The sequence below is a fragment of the Loigolactobacillus rennini DSM 20253 genome (genome assembly GCF_001436505.1).
GTDB lineage: Bacteria > Bacillota > Bacilli > Lactobacillales > Lactobacillaceae > Loigolactobacillus > Loigolactobacillus rennini.
In genome coordinates this window covers 1-18,553 of the sequence record NZ_AYYI01000021.1, presented here as the reverse complement: position 1 = coordinate 18,553, position 18,553 = coordinate 1, and the positions used below count along the sequence as shown (strand labels likewise).

General features: G+C 37.5%; 18 protein-coding genes. 11 read left to right on the top strand and 7 right to left on the bottom strand.

Going from position 1 to position 18,553, the window contains the following annotated elements; all coding sequences use genetic code 11:
* The first annotated feature begins 52 nt into the window (after positions 1-52).
* The 3 genes from FC24_RS03145 to FC24_RS03135 are packed head-to-tail and all read left to right on the top strand — an operon-like array spanning position 53 to position 3,829.
* The gene (locus tag FC24_RS03145; RefSeq protein WP_057873421.1) at positions 53-1,984 is read left to right on the top strand and encodes an OPT/YSL family transporter; all 1,932 of its coding nucleotides are present in this window, start codon (positions 53-55) and stop codon (positions 1,982-1,984) included.
* Between the two features lie 11 nt (positions 1,985-1,995).
* Positions 1,996-2,355 carry a PqqD family protein gene (locus tag FC24_RS03140; protein ID WP_420805247.1) on the top strand — a complete coding sequence of 120 codons (360 nt, stop codon included), beginning with the start codon at positions 1,996-1,998 and terminating at the stop codon, positions 2,353-2,355.
* Between the two features lie 46 nt (positions 2,356-2,401).
* Positions 2,402-3,829, top strand: coding sequence for a C69 family dipeptidase (locus tag FC24_RS03135; RefSeq protein WP_057873420.1), 1,428 nt, complete (start codon positions 2,402-2,404; stop codon positions 3,827-3,829).
* Between the two features lie 116 nt (positions 3,830-3,945).
* Here the strand turns inward: FC24_RS03135 and FC24_RS03130 are convergent, their stop codons facing one another.
* The 4 genes from FC24_RS03130 to FC24_RS03120 all read right to left on the bottom strand — a co-directional run bounded on the left by FC24_RS03130 (position 3,946) and on the right by FC24_RS03120 (position 7,757).
* Positions 3,946-4,995, bottom strand: a complete 1,050-nt coding sequence (locus FC24_RS03130) for a cytosine permease (protein ID WP_057873419.1) — start codon at positions 4,993-4,995, stop codon at positions 3,946-3,948.
* A complete protein-coding gene (locus tag FC24_RS11870) occupies positions 4,925-5,233 on the bottom strand; it encodes a cytosine permease (protein ID WP_157059073.1) in 309 nt (102 codons plus the stop codon). The genes FC24_RS03130 and FC24_RS11870 overlap by 71 nt, the downstream gene beginning before the upstream one ends.
* Positions 5,234-5,437: 204 nt before the next feature.
* Positions 5,438-6,559, bottom strand: a complete 1,122-nt coding sequence (locus FC24_RS03125; protein ID WP_057873418.1) for an NAD(P)-dependent alcohol dehydrogenase — start codon at positions 6,557-6,559, stop codon at positions 5,438-5,440.
* Between the two features lie 208 nt (positions 6,560-6,767).
* Positions 6,768-7,757 (bottom strand): AraC family transcriptional regulator, encoded by a 990-nt coding sequence (locus tag FC24_RS03120; protein WP_057873417.1) that lies wholly within the window; start codon positions 7,755-7,757, stop codon positions 6,768-6,770.
* 559 nt (positions 7,758-8,316) lie between these two features.
* Here FC24_RS03120 and FC24_RS03115 point away from each other — a divergent pair.
* The 7 genes from FC24_RS03115 (at position 8,317) to FC24_RS11630 (ending at position 14,611) form a co-directional block, all read left to right on the top strand.
* Entirely contained in the window at positions 8,317-9,624 is a 1,308-nt protein-coding gene (locus tag FC24_RS03115; RefSeq protein ID WP_057873416.1) for an MFS transporter, read from the top strand.
* Positions 9,625-9,686: 62 nt separating this feature from the next.
* The gene (gene rhaB, locus FC24_RS03110) at positions 9,687-11,153 is read left to right on the top strand and encodes a rhamnulokinase (RefSeq protein ID WP_057873415.1); all 1,467 of its coding nucleotides are present in this window, start codon (positions 9,687-9,689) and stop codon (positions 11,151-11,153) included.
* Positions 11,154-11,209: 56 nt separating this feature from the next.
* Positions 11,210-11,524 carry an L-rhamnose mutarotase gene (rhaM, locus tag FC24_RS03105; RefSeq protein ID WP_057873414.1) on the top strand — a complete coding sequence of 105 codons (315 nt, stop codon included), beginning with the start codon at positions 11,210-11,212 and terminating at the stop codon, positions 11,522-11,524.
* A gap of 14 nt (positions 11,525-11,538) precedes the next feature.
* Entirely contained in the window at positions 11,539-12,804 is a 1,266-nt protein-coding gene (locus FC24_RS03100) for an L-rhamnose isomerase (protein ID WP_057873413.1), read from the top strand.
* A gap of 28 nt (positions 12,805-12,832) precedes the next feature.
* Entirely contained in the window at positions 12,833-13,681 is an 849-nt protein-coding gene (rhaD, locus tag FC24_RS03095; RefSeq protein WP_057873412.1) for a rhamnulose-1-phosphate aldolase, read from the top strand.
* 55 nt (positions 13,682-13,736) lie between these two features.
* A complete protein-coding gene (locus FC24_RS03090) occupies positions 13,737-14,435 on the top strand; it encodes a YczE/YyaS/YitT family protein (protein WP_057873411.1) in 699 nt (232 codons plus the stop codon).
* 2 nt (positions 14,436-14,437) lie between these two features.
* On the top strand, positions 14,438-14,611 hold the full coding sequence (locus FC24_RS11630) for a hypothetical protein (RefSeq protein WP_169790270.1): 174 nt from the start codon (positions 14,438-14,440) through the stop codon (positions 14,609-14,611).
* Between the two features lie 76 nt (positions 14,612-14,687).
* On the opposite strand, the gene FC24_RS03085 is transcribed toward FC24_RS11630, so the two are convergent.
* The 3 genes from FC24_RS03085 to FC24_RS03075 form a co-directional block, all read right to left on the bottom strand.
* Entirely contained in the window at positions 14,688-16,100 is a 1,413-nt protein-coding gene (locus FC24_RS03085) for a PTS galactitol transporter subunit IIC (protein WP_057873410.1), read from the bottom strand.
* A gap of 136 nt (positions 16,101-16,236) precedes the next feature.
* Positions 16,237-17,052 carry a 2-dehydro-3-deoxy-D-gluconate 5-dehydrogenase KduD gene (gene kduD / locus FC24_RS03080; RefSeq protein WP_057873409.1) on the bottom strand — a complete coding sequence of 272 codons (816 nt, stop codon included), beginning with the start codon at positions 17,050-17,052 and terminating at the stop codon, positions 16,237-16,239.
* Between the two features lie 100 nt (positions 17,053-17,152).
* Positions 17,153-17,920 (bottom strand): IclR family transcriptional regulator, encoded by a 768-nt coding sequence (locus tag FC24_RS03075; protein WP_057873408.1) that lies wholly within the window; start codon positions 17,918-17,920, stop codon positions 17,153-17,155.
* 228 nt (positions 17,921-18,148) lie between these two features.
* On the opposite strand from FC24_RS03075, the gene FC24_RS03070 reads away from it, so the two are divergent.
* The coding region (locus FC24_RS03070; RefSeq protein ID WP_157059072.1) for an HTH domain-containing protein at positions 18,149-18,553 on the top strand (405 nt) is incomplete at its 3' end.

Below are 18,553 nucleotides of genomic sequence, written 5' to 3'. Positions count from 1 at the left end.
TATTAACGCGTCATATTGTCATTGCGATGATTCTACCGAAAGAGGGGATTTTTTGGCAAAGAAGCTTTCACAATCAGCCTATAATGGTTGTTTCGGGGAGGATTACGTGCCCTATGTGAATGGGAAAAATAAAAAAGGTGGTAATCCGGCTGTTCTGGTTGCAGGGGCAATTCTAGCAATTATTTTTGCAGCGTCAACTGCTTATTCAGATATGAAAGCCGGGTTAACCGTTGCAGCCGGTATTCCAGGGGCGATTATTGGCTCTGGCTTTATCAGTGTTTTTGCGCGGTCTAAAGGAATTTTAGGAAAAAATATTCTTCAAGGCATGTCCAGTGGTGGTGAATCCATCGCCAGTGGGATGATTTATGTTTTACCTGCCATTATTTTAATTGGTGGTCGCGTTAATTTTCTGACTGGTATTTTAATCGGTGCGCTGGCTGTCTTATTTGGGATTGGCGCAACATCACTGGTACAAAACTATTTATTAGTACAGGAACATGGTAAATTGGTTTATCCAGAATCCATGGCCATATCTGAAGCACTAGTAGTTTCAGAAGGTGGCGGTGATTCCCTTAAGTTCATGGGCTTAGGTTTTGGTATTGGTGGTATTATTACCATTTTAACCACGCAGGTCTTTGGCTGGGTTAATAGTATGATTACTTATGTTGGTAGCTCATTTTACCGTTGGAAGATGTCGACGGAAGTTAACCCGATGTTAGCTGGGATCGGTTTTGTTGTTGGCCTGGAAGTGGCACTCACTATGTTTGCTGGGTCCTTCTTGTCTAACTTTGCCATTACACCACTGATTAGCTATTTCACCCAAATGGCTGATGGCGGCTCACATGCTTGGAATGATGCTGCTTTAGCAGTTTCACAGATGAACGTCGATGAAGTGGCTGGTGCTTATGTGAAGTACATCGGTGCTGGGATGATGCTTTGCGGTGGGATTATCGGTGCTGCGAAGTTGATTCCAGTAATTGTGACCTCAGTTAAGCAAACATTAAATGCACGGGGTGATAGCAGTGGTGAACGAAATACATTAGGCATTGCTGGTTTATTAATTGCTTGCATTGTCATCTTTTTCGCTGGCTTTATGTTCTCCGGTAACATTGTCATTGCTATTGTCGGCGGTCTTTTATCATTAATTTTATCCTTACTATTTGTGATTGTATCCGCACGTTTAGCTGGGACCATTGGTTGTTCTAATACGCCTATTTCTGGGATGACCATTGCAGCTTTAGTGATCATGACATTAGTCTTTGTGCTGATGGGCTGGTCAGATACTAAACACAGTGAAATTCTCTTACTGTTTGGGGTCTTCATTGTAACGGCAATCGCCGTTGGTGGTGCCTATGCCCAAACGCAAAAAGTTAACTACATCATTGGCGGTTCATCTAACGAAATGATGAAATACTTCATGATTGCGGCAATGATCGGTGTCGTAACGGTCGTCGGAACCATGGTTATTTTAGAGCCACAATTAGCCGTTACTGGGTCAAACCCACCATTTGGTTTGCCACAGGCGAATTTGATCGCTACCTTGACTTCTGGCATCATGTCCGGCAATTTACCTTGGATTATGATTATTGTTGGGGTTGTCATCGCACTGGTTTGCTGGATGTTAGGCTTACCAATCATGACCGTTGCCATTGGTTTCTATTTACCAATTTCAACGACATCGATCATTTTAACCGGTGCGTTAATCAAGTTGTTGTTGGATAAGACCACTAAGAATAAAGCGTTGAAGGAAAAACGGATTCAAAGTGGTGTCAGCTTATCTTCTGGCCTGATTGCCGGAGGTTCCATCATTGGTTTAATCGGGATTATCTTACATGTTACTGGTGTATTAAGTGATCACCAACCAACTGGTTTTGCTGGTAGTAACATTATGGGGATCATTTTATTAGCTGTGATGGTTGTCACAATTGTCTTGCCGCTTTATAATATTAAGCAAAAAGATGTCGATCAAAAAACTGAGAAATAGAAGGGCTTTTCATGAGCAAAAAAAAAGAAAAAATGACAACTGAGGATTTAAAACAATTGGTGTTTGAAAAAAATGATGCTGTTCAATACCAATTAAAAAAAGGGCAAGTCACCATTATTCGCCCACAAAATCACCCCATTCAAAATTTCTTTCGTAAATTGCATATGAGAATTCCGGAAAAGACTTATCTTGATTTGGATGAATATGGCAGTTTTGTTTTTAAAAAAATTAACGGGCGGCGTAATGTTTATGAAATTGGCCAAGAATTGGCTAAAAAATATCAAGGTGCAGATGAATACTTGTACAGCCGCTTGTTGCTATATTTGCAGCATATTGAAGTCAATGAGCACCTCATTAAACGTATTTCTTAACTTAAGGTAGCAAATTTATTTCTAAATATAGGAAAGAAGGATAAACATGACAGATCGATTAGAACTTTCCGCATGCACGTCAATGATGGTAGGTAAAAAGGCCTCTTTAGATGGTGCCACGTACATTTCTCGTAATGAAGATCGTCTGATTGCTATTCATCCTAAACGTTTTTTGGTACAGCCCGCAGTTAGCGGTCGTAAAGAAACGTACAAATCACCTTATAATGGCTTAACCGTGCCGTTACCAGAAAAGGGTTATCGCTACACATCAACACCAAATGCTGATCAGAGCGATGGTCCTAACGAAGAAGATGGCTTTAACGAGAAAAATGTTGGTGAAAGTGCGACTGAAAGTGTTTATGCTAACGAACGTGTATTATCTTGTGATCCATTTGTTAAAAATGGATTAGCTGAAGACTCAATGACAACTTTAGTGCTGCCATTCATTGATTCTGCTCGTGATGGGGTTCGTTACTTAGGTGAGCTAGTCAAGAAATATGGTTCTGCTGAAGGTAATGGTGTGCAATTTAATGATGCTGATGAAGTTTGGTACATGGAAATTGTAACCGGTCACCAATGGGTTGCCGTTCGGATTCCAGATGACTGCTACGCCGTTGCAGCAAACCAAATTGCCATCGAAAAGATAGATTTCAACGATCCAGATAATTATATGTGGGCCGATGGCATTCAAGAATTTGTCGCAGACAATGATTTAAATCCTGATGATGATCAATGGAACTTCCGCCACATTTTTGGCACGGATACTGAAAAAGATCACCATTACAACACACCACGGGTTTGGTTTGCGCAACGCTACCTGAATCCAGAAATCGAACAGGATCCTGAATCACCAGACTTACCATTTATCCGTAAAGCCAACCGCAAATTGTCTGTCGAAGACATTCAATACGTTTTGAAGTCTCACTACAATGAAACTAAGTACGATCCATTAGGTTCAGGAAGTGAACATGACAAGAAGCGTTACCGGGCAATTTCCTTATCCAGAACAGCTAATTCGCACATTTTGCAAATGCGGAATAGTCGGGAAAATGGTGCTGCTGGTGTTCAGTGGTTAGGTTTTGGCGTCCCAAGCTTTTGCCCACACGTTCCATTCTTCACTAACGCAAATGACACGGATGCAAGTTACCGTGAATTGCCAAAGAAGATGTCCTTAGACAGCGCTTACTGGCTATATGAAGCTTTGGCAATGGTTGTTGAGTCTCATTACGCTGAATTCATTCAGCAAGACTTGGATTACCAAAAAGAATTGTCACAATGGGCACGGACTAAAATTATTGAAGTTGATAAAAAAGCGCGCCAGTTAGAAGGCGCCGCATTAACGGATTATCTCACGCAACAAAACCATGAGATCGCGACTCACTATAACAAAGCGACCCGTGACTTGCTAGCTGATCTAACTACGCAAGGTGCCGAACTGTCTAAACTGACGTTCAAGATGGATCCTAACTTGTAAATCTGATAACCCCCTCCTTTATTCATATAAACTATAAAACCGTTGATTCTATTTGATAGAATCAGCGGTTTTTTTATGAGTAAATGTCTTGTAAACGGGATAATGAAAGTGAGCGCCTAACTTGCTAACTTATCAAGGCTTAACTTATTCTTATTTATTTGGTAGATAAAGTAAACGGTTACAAAAATACCAATAATTGAAACTAACCATAAATAACTTAAGATTGTAAGTGTAAAAAGCTCAACACCAATATATAAACTGGTCCAAATTAAATAAATCCAGCGATATTGATATACAGTAATTAGGCCACTATTTTTAAGAATGAGGTAGCAGATTAAAATTGCAAGCAATGGTGCTAAAACGGTACCGCATAAGTTGATCCAATAGTAGGCAATCTCACTAGTTGTGGAACTGATGAAAAATGGTGTAATAGCACTACTGATAACTAGGAAGATACCTGCATTAACCTTTATGTGATTATTGTGGCGAATTGCTTTAATACACTGGATTGCCGGATAATAATTTGCAACTGCATTGGTTGCGATCATAAACATTAAAAATACTGTGACGACTAATAAGTGTGCAGGTAAATTAGTTGATAGGTAAAGTAAGGAGCGGCTTAAATTCCAATTGTAATTACCAGTGGTTAAATAGGCTTGAACAGAAAAAATTGCAGCAATCACCGCCATTGCTAACATACCAATCACGATACCACTACAATTTCCCCAAAAAGCCGTTTTACGATCTTTAGCGTTGCGGCCAAAATCAAACATATTTAATGCAAATCCATTCCAATAAGCAGCAACAACACAAATGTTACCAATAATGTCACGAAAGTTTAGACTGTGGCTATTTGTTAGTGCACTAGCTGCGTTTATCCCAGTACTGCCCATATTAAGTAGCACAAAAAAGATGCCAATCGCCATTATAAGCAACGTTAAAGTTAATAATTTGTCTAATTTAGTAGCACTCTGTGCGATGATGGCGTTGATAATTAGTAGTGTTATAAAAATAATGAGATAAAATATGGTATTAACTTTCGTGCCGGTTATTAAAGTAACAAGATTAATGATTAATTGGGTTGCAGCAGCAATATTAATTCCGTACCATCCTGCACAATCTAATCCCCTTAAAAGATAGAAAATTTTTACTTTGCTTTTTTCCAAAGACAGCCTCAATTAAAGTGACAAAATTTTGTTGTGATAGATAACCTAAAACGCCCATAACACCACACAAGATACCCATAATAAGAGAGCCCATACAAACGATTCCTAGTATTGTTAACAAGCTCCATTTATGGGCAGCTAATGTTTCTACAACTAAAAAGGTTGGCACACACATTGAAACATTTAGCCAGAGTTTAATGTAGTTTTTTCTGGTCCAATTTTGGCTGACATTTTCCATTTGACTAGCTCCTTTTTATTTTTTGCTTACAATTTCTTAATAAAATATTTTATTAAGAAATTGTAAGCGTTTACTACATCATACGCTTTTTAAAGAAAGCTAGTCAATAAAATTGGACAATTAAAAGGCTTGGCTAGCGCTCAGTTCATTCTTTATCGTTGAATGATGAGTGTTAGTCAAGCCTTTTGTAGGGAATGGATTAAATTAAACGCCAGGTTGATAGTCCGGATCAATGATTAGAACAGGTTTGATGGTTTTGCCACTTAAGGAATCAGCGTTAGCTTGATTGATTTGCGCAAAATCATAGAATTTTTCTGTTTTATCGAAGTCAAATTGACCTTGCCGGTAGAATTCAATCAGACGTGGAATATCAATTTGTGGAATGGAATCACCCATGTTGACACCGATGACAGCTTTGTCACCAACACACAGATCATTCCAAGTATCGACATCAATGTGGTGTGGTGTAACGGCGATGCAAGCTGAAACTCCACCTTGGGCTAATGCCTTGATCGAATTTTCCATGACTGCAGTGACACCAGTGGTATCGACTGCGTAATCAACGCCTTGACCGTTGGTTAAGGCTTGAATCGCGGCCACTGGATCTTGATTTTTACTGTTGATAATGTCAGTCGCCCCTAATTCTTGTGCTAATTTTAAGCGGTCAGGTACGATATCGACAGCGATTACCCGGGTGCAGCCGGCAATCCGACCGGCCATCATCGCAGCCAAGCCGACGGCACCAGTACCAAAGACCGCGATAGTGTCCCCTGGGCGGGGTTTTAACGTGTTGAGTACAGTTCCGCTACCCGTGACATAGCCGCAGCCTAACGGACCTAATTTACGCAAGTCCAAGTCTTTCGGGACTTTAACTGCATTACGTTCCCGCACCACTGTGGTGGTGGTAAACGCGGACTGATCAAACATATCGGCTACTTTTTGCCCGTTTTCGGTAAAGTGAGCCGTGCCATCAGGCCGCACGCCTGATAAGTTATTGGCGGCGTAATGTAGACATTGCGTGGGTTTGCCTTGGAGACAGTTAGGGCAATTGCCACAAGCATAAAAGGACAGAATGACGTGATCACCGGGTTTAAAATTCTGGACGTGGGACCCAACTTTTTCGACAATACCGGCTCCTTCATGACCGAGAATGATTGGGTAATCAATGGTGGCATCACCTTTGCGCAAGGCTTCATCCGAATGACAAACCCCACTGGCTACCATGTGAACCTGGAGATCATCAGCTTGCATGGGGGCTAGTTCAACATCATCTTTAATTTCAAAAGCGGCGCCTTTTTGCGCTACAACAGCTGCTTTAATGGACATAAATCACCACTCCTTTAGAATTGATTTCAAACGCTTTCATTGATGATTATTTCACATAGAGTGCTTGAATGCAATGTTTTAAACACTTAAACGGTAAAGGTGGTGAAAATTTGGTAATGTTTCAATTTACACAAGCATTGTGCTTCATAAGGCTTCATGAAAAATGATTTGATTGTTTTTTTATAAAATAACATATTTACAGTATTACTTACCTAAGTGCTTGTTGTCGTTCTTTTCCAGGCATGATTTGATACTGGTTTTTATATTTACGATAAAAGAAATTTTTGTTTGAAATGCCGACCTGATCGATAATATCGGCGATCGGGATGGTTGTTGAATTGATTAATGTATGGGCTTGAATCAATCTTTCCTGGGTTACAATCTCACTAAAGGTTTTTCCAACTTCTTTTTTAAAAATATTACTTAAGTAGTTTTTATTGTAATTATATTTTCTTGCTACTTTGCTTAACGTGATATCGCGATAATTTTGTGTGACATCGCGCAAAATTTTAATCATTAAATTTTGTGTTGCCGAGGCTTGCTTAGCTTTAATCGTATAATTGCGGACTAGTTGTATGAGTAAAATGGATAAATAATTTTTAATGATAGAATTTGAAAATTCACGGTGAGAAAAATACTCTTCAATCATTGCTTCCAGTGTTACTTGAACTTCATTATTTTTTTGTTTATGGAAAATAAGGTAATTATCTTCTGACTGGTGGTCTTTATTAGTCACACGATTAATTAGAAATTCGTAGAGAACACTTTTACTACGACGAAGATCATTGAGTAGATTAATACTAATATTTTTGTCGCGGAAAAGTAAGTTGATCAAAATATCATTTTCCCCTAAATAACCAATTGAATGTTTGCTACCAACATCGAGTAATAATAAATCACCTGCTTGCAGGTGTATTTGTTTACCATTAACGATTTCATCTGCATGACCGAATAAAACGTAGTTCATTTCTAAAAATAGGTGTGTATGGGTTGGATAAGGTGCATAACGATTGTGCTTGCTAATGTAAATATCCTTATTGCGAAAAAAGTAGTTATTGAGTACTGGTATATGCCGATCTGTAGATAAATTTGGATTAATAGCAGAAATCGGAATGTCATCGTGAAAAATATCACTGTTTTTTTGCTGTTGCTCAATCAACGTAGGCTTTCTAAGAAAATCAACAACTGCTTGCTTCATAACAAAGTACCTCCTGTAAATGTGTTAGTTTTTCCCGCTTTTTATGTTATTGCGAACCGTTTATGAAAGCGGCTAATATGGTTTTATGGCAGTAAAGGTAAACGCTAACATTTATAAGGAGGAATTAAATAATATTACGGAAGTACTTATTAATAGAACAAGTAGATGTACTTAGATAATTAGTAAAAAAAGTTCAACCTAGTAAGCCCATAAGTGATTTGCGTAAGAGACAGGGTAGCTAGGTTGAAGCACTTAAAGTTTAAGCAAAATTGTTATGAATTACAAGTGCATTTACATTGTTCAATTAGGGCTTTCGATTTCCATTCAAATTAGGGAGGGATAAGTTAAAGAGTTATTGGCAAGTATTGTTGTATAGATAAAGAATGCTCTAATTAAAAAATTGAAGCAACGTATTTGGGGCAGTATAAATCATTAATTCAATTGATGACAGCTAAAAGAATTATATGGTCATTTAACTGAGAAATTGGTTATTGAATATAGTTTTTAAGCAGTGAGTTAGCAGTCATTAGAGCATAATTTTAGAAGTAGGAGGAAGAATATGAATAATAAAGTTGCACCTAAAATGACTAGAGGGCAGGTTTTATTAGTCATAGTTGCCGGAATAGCTTCATACTTAGACGCATCAATATTAGTTAGTTGTGGGGTTGCTCTACCGCTTTGGACTAAATATTTTGCTTTTTCGCCATTAATTTCTGGTTCTATTAATACTGCTTTAACGCTAGCAGTGGCAATTGGGGCCATTTCTGGTGGTGCTTTGTCTGATAAATTTGGTCGAGTGACTGTCTTTAACCTTGATATTTTGGTAGTTGCGGTTGGCACTGCACTTATTGCGTTCACTGAAAATATTGCACTTCTTTTTATTGGCTTAGCATTAGCAGGTTGGGGATCTGGTGCTGATTTACCAACATCTCTAGCAGTTATTTCCGAACGGATGGATAAGGAAAATTATGGTAAAGCTATTGCATCGACGCAATTATATTGGACTGCAGGAATTATTTTATCTCAGTTCATTGGTTTTTTAACTGCTAGTATGCCTAATATCGTGCCAGTGAAATATTTATTTGGCATTATTGCTGCATTAGCATTTATTAATTGGGGAATTCGGATTTTCTCTAAATCGTTTAAGAAAATTGAAAATGGTTTAGCTGATGAGGTTCAAACAGCTGAAGGCACGGAAGAAATTGCTGAAGCTAAGCCTAAGTTGGGTGAGTTGCTAAAACAAAAAGCCGTTGTTGTACCCCTTGTTTTACTGACACTTTTTTATCTATTTTGGAATTTACCCGCTAACTCCTTTGGCATGTTTTTAAACTATTTCTTAGTGATTGTTGATAAACAAGCCGCTGCTACAGCGACTATTGTTGCGATGATCGGAAATATTTTAGGCTTTGTTGCGACTTTAATCTTTATGCGAATGGCGGACACTAAATATCGTTACCATATCATGTTTACTGGTTTAGCAATGGCAATTGTTGCAATGTTTATTGCTGGCTTAAGCGCTGCTTATTGGTTTATTTTCTCTGTTTGCTATGTAGTTTACATGTTTGGTTACATTTGGATTGGTGAGCCAATTTATAAAGTTTGGACACAATCTTTTTATCCTGTTAATGCACGAGCAAGCATGACAGGGTTTTCGTTAGGAATTGTTCGTGCGCTAACGGCTGCATTTGCTTTGATTACACCGACGTTAATGGCAATTTCACCAGCACTATTTCTCTGGGTATTGTTTGGCTGTGTCATCATCTACGGCATTTTCTCAATTGTTATTGTTCGAATGATACCAAAATATCATATCCATGATAATGCCTTAGAACAGCTACGTGCCGCCAAAATCAGAAAAAATAGTTAGGATTAATAATGATAAATTTTCAGAAATAGAAAATGATGAGTGAAAGCTAAGGAATGAGCAGAATGAGAGCATATGTTGCAGTAGATATTGGTGCATCTAGTGGGCGTTTGATGTTGGCCAATATTGAAAACCAGCATTTTAAATTAAAAGAAGTCCATCGATTTAAAAATGGTTTTAGGGCAGAAGATGGTCATGATCGCTGGGATGTCGATCATTTAGTTAAAGAAATTTTGGTAGGATTAGAAAAAATTAAGCGAATGCACATTCGCGATGTTCGCTTGGGCATTGATACTTGGGCGGTTGATTATGTTTTAGTGGGTAATAATGGACAGAAATTATGCGACCCAGTTAGTTATCGTGATAAGCGAACAGAAAATGCCGTCAAAGTCTTAACAAGTGAGTTACCCCGTGAGTATATTTATGAAAAAACTGGGATTCAATTTCAAAACTTTAATACACTGTATCAATTGTTTACCGAAGATCGTGAGAAGTTAGCTCAAACAGATCGAATTATGATGATGCCAGATTATTTGGGTTATGTTTTAACTGGAAACGCTGTTACAGAGGTAACGAACGCTTCGACTACACAGATGTTAAATCTACGTGAAGGTTTATTTGATAAAGATTTGTTGCATAAAGTTAATGTCTATCAAAATCAATTTCCGCGGTTGGTTGAATCCGGGACTGTACTGGGAAATATCAGTCATAAATGGCATTTAAAATATGACATTCCCGAAACTGAAGTTATTACTGTCGCTACTCATGATACTGCATCAGCAGTACTCGGAACACCAGGTAAGGGTGAAAATTGGGCATTCTTAAGTTCCGGTACTTGGTCTTTACTTGGTGCAGAACTAAATACACCCGAAAATGGCTTGGCAGCATTTAAAGAAAATTACACTAATGAATGGGGTGCATATGGGACTTATCGTTTTTTGAAAAATATTATGGGATTATGGATGGCTCAATGCATTAAGCATGAATATCACGATAAGTATAGTTTTGCGCAATTAGCTGATTTGGCTGTAAAGGAAGCACCGTTTCAACAGTTTATTGATGTTAATGATGACCGCTTTATTAATCCTAAAAACATGTTACAAGCATTACAAGATTATTGCCGGGAACACCAGCAGAAAATTCCACAGACGCCAGGCGAGGTTATGATGGCGATTTATAGCAATTTATCTTTATTTTATGCGAATGAATTACAGAAATTAGCACAGATTCTTGGGCACCCTATTGAAACATTAAATATTGTTGGTGGTGGTAGTAATGTTGCGTTGATGAATCAACTAACAAGTACATTGAGTGGTGTTCAAGTAATAGCAGGACCTAGTGAAGCAACAGCTATCGGTAATATTCTGGTTCAAATGATTACAACCAATCAATTGCCAAATATTGAAGCAGGCAGACAGTTAATTGCAAAATCATTTAATTTAAAAATTTATCAACCTGAGTCTAATCATTACGCTAAAACTCTTAAAGCATATCAAGCTTATCTAGCTGAAAGTAGTGAGGGGGATGATTAATAAGATTTTGTGATTGGGATGTCGTTTCTTTTGTGAAAACTAAGGAGATGATTTTAGTGGTACGTATTGGACAAGTGATGTATTTACATCCAGATGCCTATTTTGAATATCAAAAACGTCACGCAAAGTTATGGCCAGAGATGAAAGAAGAATTAAAAGCCCATGGTGCAGCAAATTATTCGATTTTCTTAAATGAAGCAAATGGCCAGTTATTTGCCTATCTCGAAGTTCCTAATGTTACTAAATATAATGAAATTGCAAACACAGATGTCTGTCAACGCTGGTGGAAGTATATGGCACCTTTAATGGATACTAATGTAGACAATAGTCCGGTAACAACTGATCTCAAAGAAGTTTTCCATTTGAAGTAAAAGGAGAGGTTATAATGGTCCAAAAACAATCAGTCGACGAAGCTTATAAAATTGCTAAACAACGTTATGCAGAATTAGGTGTTGATACTGATGCTGTCATGGCAGCACTTAAAAAGGTCAAGCTCTCTTTACACTGCTGGCAGGGCGATGATATCCATGGCTTTTTATTCCCTGGTCAAGAGCTGACTGGCGGAATTGGCGTTAGTGGTAATTATCCTGGTATTGCCCGGACACCTGATGAATTGACTAGTGATTTGCATGAGGCACTTTCATTAATTCCAGGGAATCATAAAGTCCAGCTACATGCGATTTATGCAGTAACAGATAAGAAAAAAGATTTAGATGAATTAGAACCAGAAGACTTTAAATATTGGGTTGATTGGGCAAAACAAGAAAAAATTGGTCTTGATATGAATGGTACATTTTTCTCACATCCAAAAGTAAAAGAAAACTTTACTTTAGCAAGTCCAGAAAAGGATATTCGTGATTTTTGGATCGAACATGGTAAACGTAGCCGCGCGATTGCCAATTATTTTGGCGAAGCGTTAGGTCAGCAATCCGTTAATAATTTCTGGATTCCAGATGGGTATAAAGATAACCCAATTGATAAAGCAACGCCAAGGTTGCGTTTGATTAAATCTCTAGATGAGATCATTAAAAAACCATATCCAGAAAAGAATACCATTGAAGCTTTTGAAGGCAAATTATTTGGTACAGGAATTGAATCTTACACAGTTGGATCTCATTTGTTCTATAACAATTATGCCATTTCGCGGAATAAATTATGGACTATTGATGCTGGACACTGGCATCCAACTGAAGATGTCTCTGATAAGTTTTCAGCATTTTTACCGTTTGGTAAAGGTTTAATGCTGCACGTTTCCCGGCCAGTACGTTGGGATTCTGATCACGTCGTTATTTTTGATGATGCATTGACACGAATTACACGTTCTTTGGTGCGTGACAATGAATTGGCAAAGACAAACATTGGGTTGGATTTCTTTGATGCGACCATTAATCGTGTTGCAGCATGGGTTATTGGTGCGCGCGCAACACAAAAGGCTTTATTACAAGGAATGTTAGCGCCGATTGAAGATTTGAAACAAGCAGAAGCAAAATATGATTTTACGCAGCGCTTAGTTGAAACTGAAGAACTCAAATCTTATCCATTTACTGCGGTTTGGGATAAGTTCTGTCAAGATAATGGTGTGCCAGTTGGGATGGACTGGTTAAATCAAATTCGTCAATATGAAAAAGATGTTCAGTTTAAACGTGACTAGTTATTTTTTATAAAGGAGCAGATTAAATTTGGCTCAAGAAAAGTTTATTAATTCGCCATATGTCACTGAAATGCGTAAAATTACGCGCGGTCTATATCAACATGGTTGGGATGAGCGCAATGGTGGTAATGTTAGTTACCGGCTAAAACCGGATGAAGTAAATCAATACACTGATACAACAGCGATTTTACGCAATGTTCCAATTGATTTTGATGCTACTGAATTGGCCGGACAATATTTTTTAGTAACCGGGACTGGCCGTTACTTTAAAAATGTTTACGACAATCCAGAAGGGGATGTGGGTTTAGTTCAAATTGCTAAAGATGGTCATAGCGTTGATATTCATTGGGGGTATAATGATGGTGCGCAGCCAACTAGTGAATTTCCAGCACATTTGATGACGCACATCAAGCGTTTGCGTGTTGATTCAGATCAACGGGTAGTCATGCATTGTCACCCAACTAATTTGGTTGCGATGAGTTTTACAGTTCCATTGAACGAAAAAGTATTTAGCCGTCTGCTTTGGAAAATGCAGGCTGAATCGATTGTTGTTTTTCCTGAAGGATTGGGAATCCTACCCTACATGACACCGGGCACGACAACTATTGGTGAGGCCACAGCTAATAAAATGAAAACATTCAGATTAGTCCTTTGGCCGCAACATGGTGTATTTGCTGCAGGTGATTCAATGGATGAGACCTTTGGATTGATCGAAACAGTTGAAAAAGCAGCGTTAATTTATACAACTATTCAAGCTCAAGGCGGACATTTCTTACACGAAATTACAGATACTGATTTGGCTAATTTAGCAACCCGCTTTAATTTAGCACCAAACCCAGATTACATGATGGGGCAGTCATTAGTTACAGGACAATGATCAAAAAGGAGCCGTGACAAAGGTAGTATTTTTGTTATAGCTCCTTTTGATTTAAATGAGTGGTGAAGGAAATATTAGTGCGACTCTTAAACAAGATTATACAAAGCGTTGGTGTTATTTGGGGTTGTCATTGCTTATTAATGCAACCGGCCACGCGCTAACTATTGCAACTAATCTTGGCAGTGCAGTTTGGACAGCCTCAGCCGTTAACTTATATCATCTCTGGCCATTAAGTTTGCGCTTAACCTTATTTCTTTGTGGTGTGTTAGTGGCGTTAGCTAATGCTGTCATGATTCATCGTTTAGATTGGATTCGATTTGCAGGGAATCTGTTATTCATTACACCGTTTAGTTATTTAATTCAATTATTTACGCAGTTGATTATTTATTTAGGCATTAACAATCTTGCATTAATATTTAGAATCATAATTGATATTGGAGGTATTTTATGTGTTGCTTTGGCGACTTCAATTTATCAACGTGCTAACATTGTTTTGCATCCAAATGATGATTTTATGCAGATTTTACGTTATCGCTATTTTAAAGGGAATGCAACAATCGCTCAAATGGCACATTATATTCCGCCAATGTTGATTATGGTAGTGACGTATTGTTTAAGCGGGAAAATTTTCGCAGTTAATATTGGAACTTTAATTTGTTTATTATTTCAAGGAAGCTTTATTGGTTACTTTGATTTACACACTTTTAAGGGACTAAAACACTATGATTTGGCAAAATTATTAAGGAAGGGATGAAAATGCGCAGTTTTAGCTATGGTGGGCTCAAGAAATATTTGGCCACACTCGGTAATTTTGAAGAAATTAAAATAATTATCGTTGAAACTCCTAGCCGTTATTATCACATTTATCTACGTCAATTAAAAGATTTGGACAATTTGCCTCGGCAAGCAATTTTTAATGTTGCAACTTAATAATATCATCGTAAAACCCAGAATAAAATTTGATTTTATTCTGGGTTTTATAGCTAAGTAAATTATTACTATTTAATTAGACATTGGTTGGAAAGGAGTCATGTGGTATTTCTTTAGTCTGTATTTGAGCTAATTCAGCTGCTTTGGCAAGCTTTTCTTCTTTGATAATCTGCCGCCGATTAAAAATCATTAATGCAATAACCATAACGCCGATAATGCTAGGCCCGATTAGATTCAAATTCGTTGTTAATTCATAGACTAGCCAAGCTAACGGACTAGCAGCAAAATCAACACTAGCAACACTTGTAGTAGCTGCTGGGATTAATGAAGCTTGGACAAGCTTTACGGCTGTTGTAAAAATGCCAGCCAAAGCAGTTGCACTTAAAACACCAACAATCATTGAAATTAGACCGACTAGAAAGGTCCGAACAACGTTGCCTTTTGTATAAGGTAGTACTAAAGGAAAGATATAGATTAGTCCGGACAATGAAGCTAATGGTAGAAATTTATTGCCTGGAATAATTACAGATAAGAATAGGATGGTTGGAATCAAGAGTAGCGAACAGACTAATGTTACCGGATGACCTATTACTAATGCTGGGCTCATGCCAATATTAAAGGAGCGGCCAGGCAAATGTTTTGCAATGAGTTTCTGTGATCGCTCTGAAATTGGTTTTAGTCCCTCGATAAATAATGCCGTAATACGTGGGATCAAAACCATTACTGCTGCTAAAATAATGCTTAACTGTAATGTTTTAGCAACTGTATAGTGAGCAAGGAATCCGATGATCATACCGATAATAACTCCCAGAAATATTGGATCTCCTAAAATGCCAAAGCGCTTTTTCATTTTATCAGCATCAAGATCAATTTTATTTAACCCGGGAATATGTTCGATTATCCAATTGATTGCAATTGCAAAGGGAATATAAGTCACACAAAATGCTTGGGGTAATGAAATACCAGTTAAATCTTTACCATAGAATTTTTCAACTGCTTTTTGTGAACGATCGGCACCAATTAACGTCACAATGTAAGTTACAATTGCAGCAAATGCACCCCAACCAAAACTTTTAGTAGCAATAGAGACAATAGAACCAATGAAAGCAAAGTGCCAATAGTTCCATAAATCAATGTTTAGTGTCTTGGTGGTTCTAGTCAACAACATGATAACGTTCACGATCAGTCCTAACGGAATAATGATCGCTCCTACTTGGGTTCCAAAAGCGACGGTGGAAGCTGCCGGCCAACCAATATCTAGTGTGTGTAAATGTAATTTATAAATTTTTACCATTGCATTAACCGCTGGCCCGATATTATCAGTTAATAATTGAGTAATGACGCTTAAACCGACAAAACCGACGCCAACAGATAGTCCAGATTTTAGAGACTTGCCGATTCCCATACCTAAAATAATTCCAAAAATTAAAAAGATGATGGGCATCATGACGCTGGCACCTAGGGACAATATATAATTTATGACACTCATAGTAGCCCTCCTTTAAGAATGATTTCAATCCTAAAAATCAAAATCGTTAACGCTTACAAATGGTGCAAAATAATAAGGCAAAATAATGATTTTATTTCATTACTTTGTCTACCATTGATTGTTAGACTTCGTTGAATTAGCGAACTAAATAGCCACCGTCAACAGCTAAAACATGGCCGTTGACATAGTCAGAAGCTCGACTAGCCAAGAAAACAGCGACTCCCATGAGTTCATGGGGCTCTGCCCAATGGCCAGCTGGGATCCGATCAAGGATCTCTTTATTACGTGCTTTATCAGCTCGAATTGGAGCAGTGTTAGCAGTTTTAATATAACCAGGTGCAATTGCATTAACTTGAATATTATAAGCACCTAATTCGCTAGCAAAGGATTTAGTTAAACCTGCAACACCGTGTTTCGAGGCAGTGTAGGAAGGAATAAATTTACCGCCTTGGAAGGAAAGCATGGAACCAATATTGATGATCTTACCAGATTTTTGTTTAGCGAAAACCTTTGCGGCTGCCATTGACATATGGTAAACCGCATTTAAATTAATATTAATAACTGCGTCCCAATCTGAATCTTTAGACTCTAGTAAGGGATTACGCTTAATCATGCCAGCGTTATTAATTAAAATATCAATATGGCCAAAAGTTTTAACTGCTTTATCGATTACTTGTTCTGGCACGCCAGGTTTAGTGAGATCAACGTCATCGAATTCTACTTTACGACCACGCTTTTCAATTAGGTGGCGGGTTTCGTCCCATTCATTTTTACCGAATGTTGGAATGAAAATATCTGCACCAGCTTCGGCAAGAGCAACTGCATAACCTTGTCCTAAACCAGTATTACCACCGGTGATTACGGCAACTTTATCTGTTAAATCGAAAAAGTTCATTTTAAAAGTATCTAGTGCTTCTTCGTTTGCTTTAATTTCTTCAGGGGATTGCGTCATATTAAAAGCTCCTTTATTTCTTATTTAGAAATGACATTTCTTTTTCATAAGATAAGTATACCCGCTTGCCATCAAAATGCAACCGCTTTTTTAAAATTAATTAAAGTAATTGAAGAATTTTTTCTTGGATGGTTTGGCCACTAGTAATGAAATTTTGTAATTTAGCTTGATCAACACGATAATTAGGTGCGCTAACACTAAAAGCACCATAAACACGATCGCTTTTAATTAACGGAAAACCAACGCAAATGATGTCTAGTTGATTTTCAGCGTTTTCGACGGCGTAGCCCTGCTTTTTTACTTGTTCGAGATTACGGTATAAGTCTTGCTTACTAGTAATTGTATTTGGGGTTAAAGCTTGTAGTGACACATTATCTAAATAATCCGCTAATTTTTTTTCTGAATAATTAGCTAAGATTGTTTTTCCCATTGCAGAGGAGTACATGTGCATTTTTCCGCCAATGCGTGAAACTAATTTGACGCTATTAGGACTCTCTAATTTTTCAAGTAACGTCATCGCGTTTTGTTCAACGACACCTAAATTCACCGTCTCGTGCGTACTATCACGAAGTTCCGCCAAATAAGGATGGGCTAACTTTTTGATACTGAAAGTTTTGGATACTTTATCCGCATATTCTAAAAAAATAGTTCCCAGATAATATTGTTTTTCTGTTCCTTCACGGCGAACGAAACCACAAAATTCCAATGTATTTAATATTTTTAATATCGTAGGTTTTGAAATACTGACATGCGCACTGATTTCTCTTAAAGTAGGTGGAAATTGCGCTTGAGAAATAAAATCCATAATTGTTTTTGCTTTTAATAAAACTACGCCATATAGCGGTTGATTAGTTGAAGGATTTTTCATAGTTATTCACCCGTTCGTTTCTTATTTAGAAATAGCATACACCCAAATATTTTGGTTGTCTAAATAACAAGTTAAATTTCACTGGTGCTAGTTGTTTAACCATTATAATTAACAGCTAATTGCACTTTTTAAAGTGCAATTAATGTGTATTGGTTTTGCTATAAAGCCTTAATATAATAAGACTGTAAGCGAATTCACTAAAAGCAGATTGAAAGGGAATGTTTTAAAGTGCAATTGTCTAAACGACAAATAAAAATTGTTAATCATCTGCTTGACAATGATCGGCCCTTAACCACAAGTCAATTAGCACAACACTTTAAAGTGAGTGTTCGAACCATAAAATATGATTTAAGTGACATCAAGCCATGGATTAATGCACGGCAGAATGTATTAATTTCTAAACGCAATAAGGGGGTATGGATTCAAGCAAATGGACAAGAAAAAAGTTTAATTAAAAGAAGCCTATTGAAGCATAAAAAATTTGATTATTTTCCTGATCCGAAACAACGTGCACAACAAATTATTGTTTTATTTGGTTTGACTGATGGTTATATGACAACACAACAACTAGAAAATAAATTAGGGTCTAGAATTTTTGGTGTTGGAAAGTATTTCCATTCCAAAAGTACTAGG

Excerpts from the sequence above, each read along its gene's own strand:
- FC24_RS03140 (WP_420805247.1), top strand. The coding sequence starts at position 1,996 with ATGAGCAAAAAAAAAGAAAAAATGACAACTGAGGATTTAAAACAATTG.
- FC24_RS03135 (WP_057873420.1), top strand. The coding sequence starts at position 2,402 with ATGACAGATCGATTAGAACTTTCCGCATGCACGTCAATGATGGTAGGT.
- FC24_RS11870 (WP_157059073.1), bottom strand. The coding sequence starts at position 5,233 with ATGGAAAATGTCAGCCAAAATTGGACCAGAAAAAACTACATTAAACTC.
- FC24_RS03125 (WP_057873418.1), bottom strand. The coding sequence starts at position 6,559 with ATGTCCATTAAAGCAGCTGTTGTAGCGCAAAAAGGCGCCGCTTTTGAA.
- FC24_RS03120 (WP_057873417.1), bottom strand. The coding sequence starts at position 7,757 with ATGAAGCAAGCAGTTGTTGATTTTCTTAGAAAGCCTACGTTGATTGAG.
- FC24_RS03115 (WP_057873416.1), top strand. The coding sequence starts at position 8,317 with ATGAATAATAAAGTTGCACCTAAAATGACTAGAGGGCAGGTTTTATTA.
- rhaB (WP_057873415.1), top strand. The coding sequence starts at position 9,687 with ATGAGAGCATATGTTGCAGTAGATATTGGTGCATCTAGTGGGCGTTTG.
- FC24_RS03100 (WP_057873413.1), top strand. The coding sequence starts at position 11,539 with ATGGTCCAAAAACAATCAGTCGACGAAGCTTATAAAATTGCTAAACAA.
- FC24_RS03090 (WP_057873411.1), top strand. The coding sequence starts at position 13,737 with ATGAGTGGTGAAGGAAATATTAGTGCGACTCTTAAACAAGATTATACA.
- FC24_RS11630 (WP_169790270.1), top strand. The coding sequence starts at position 14,438 with ATGCGCAGTTTTAGCTATGGTGGGCTCAAGAAATATTTGGCCACACTC.
- FC24_RS03085 (WP_057873410.1), bottom strand. The coding sequence starts at position 16,100 with ATGAGTGTCATAAATTATATATTGTCCCTAGGTGCCAGCGTCATGATG.
- kduD (WP_057873409.1), bottom strand. The coding sequence starts at position 17,052 with ATGACGCAATCCCCTGAAGAAATTAAAGCAAACGAAGAAGCACTAGAT.
- FC24_RS03075 (WP_057873408.1), bottom strand. The coding sequence starts at position 17,920 with ATGAAAAATCCTTCAACTAATCAACCGCTATATGGCGTAGTTTTATTA.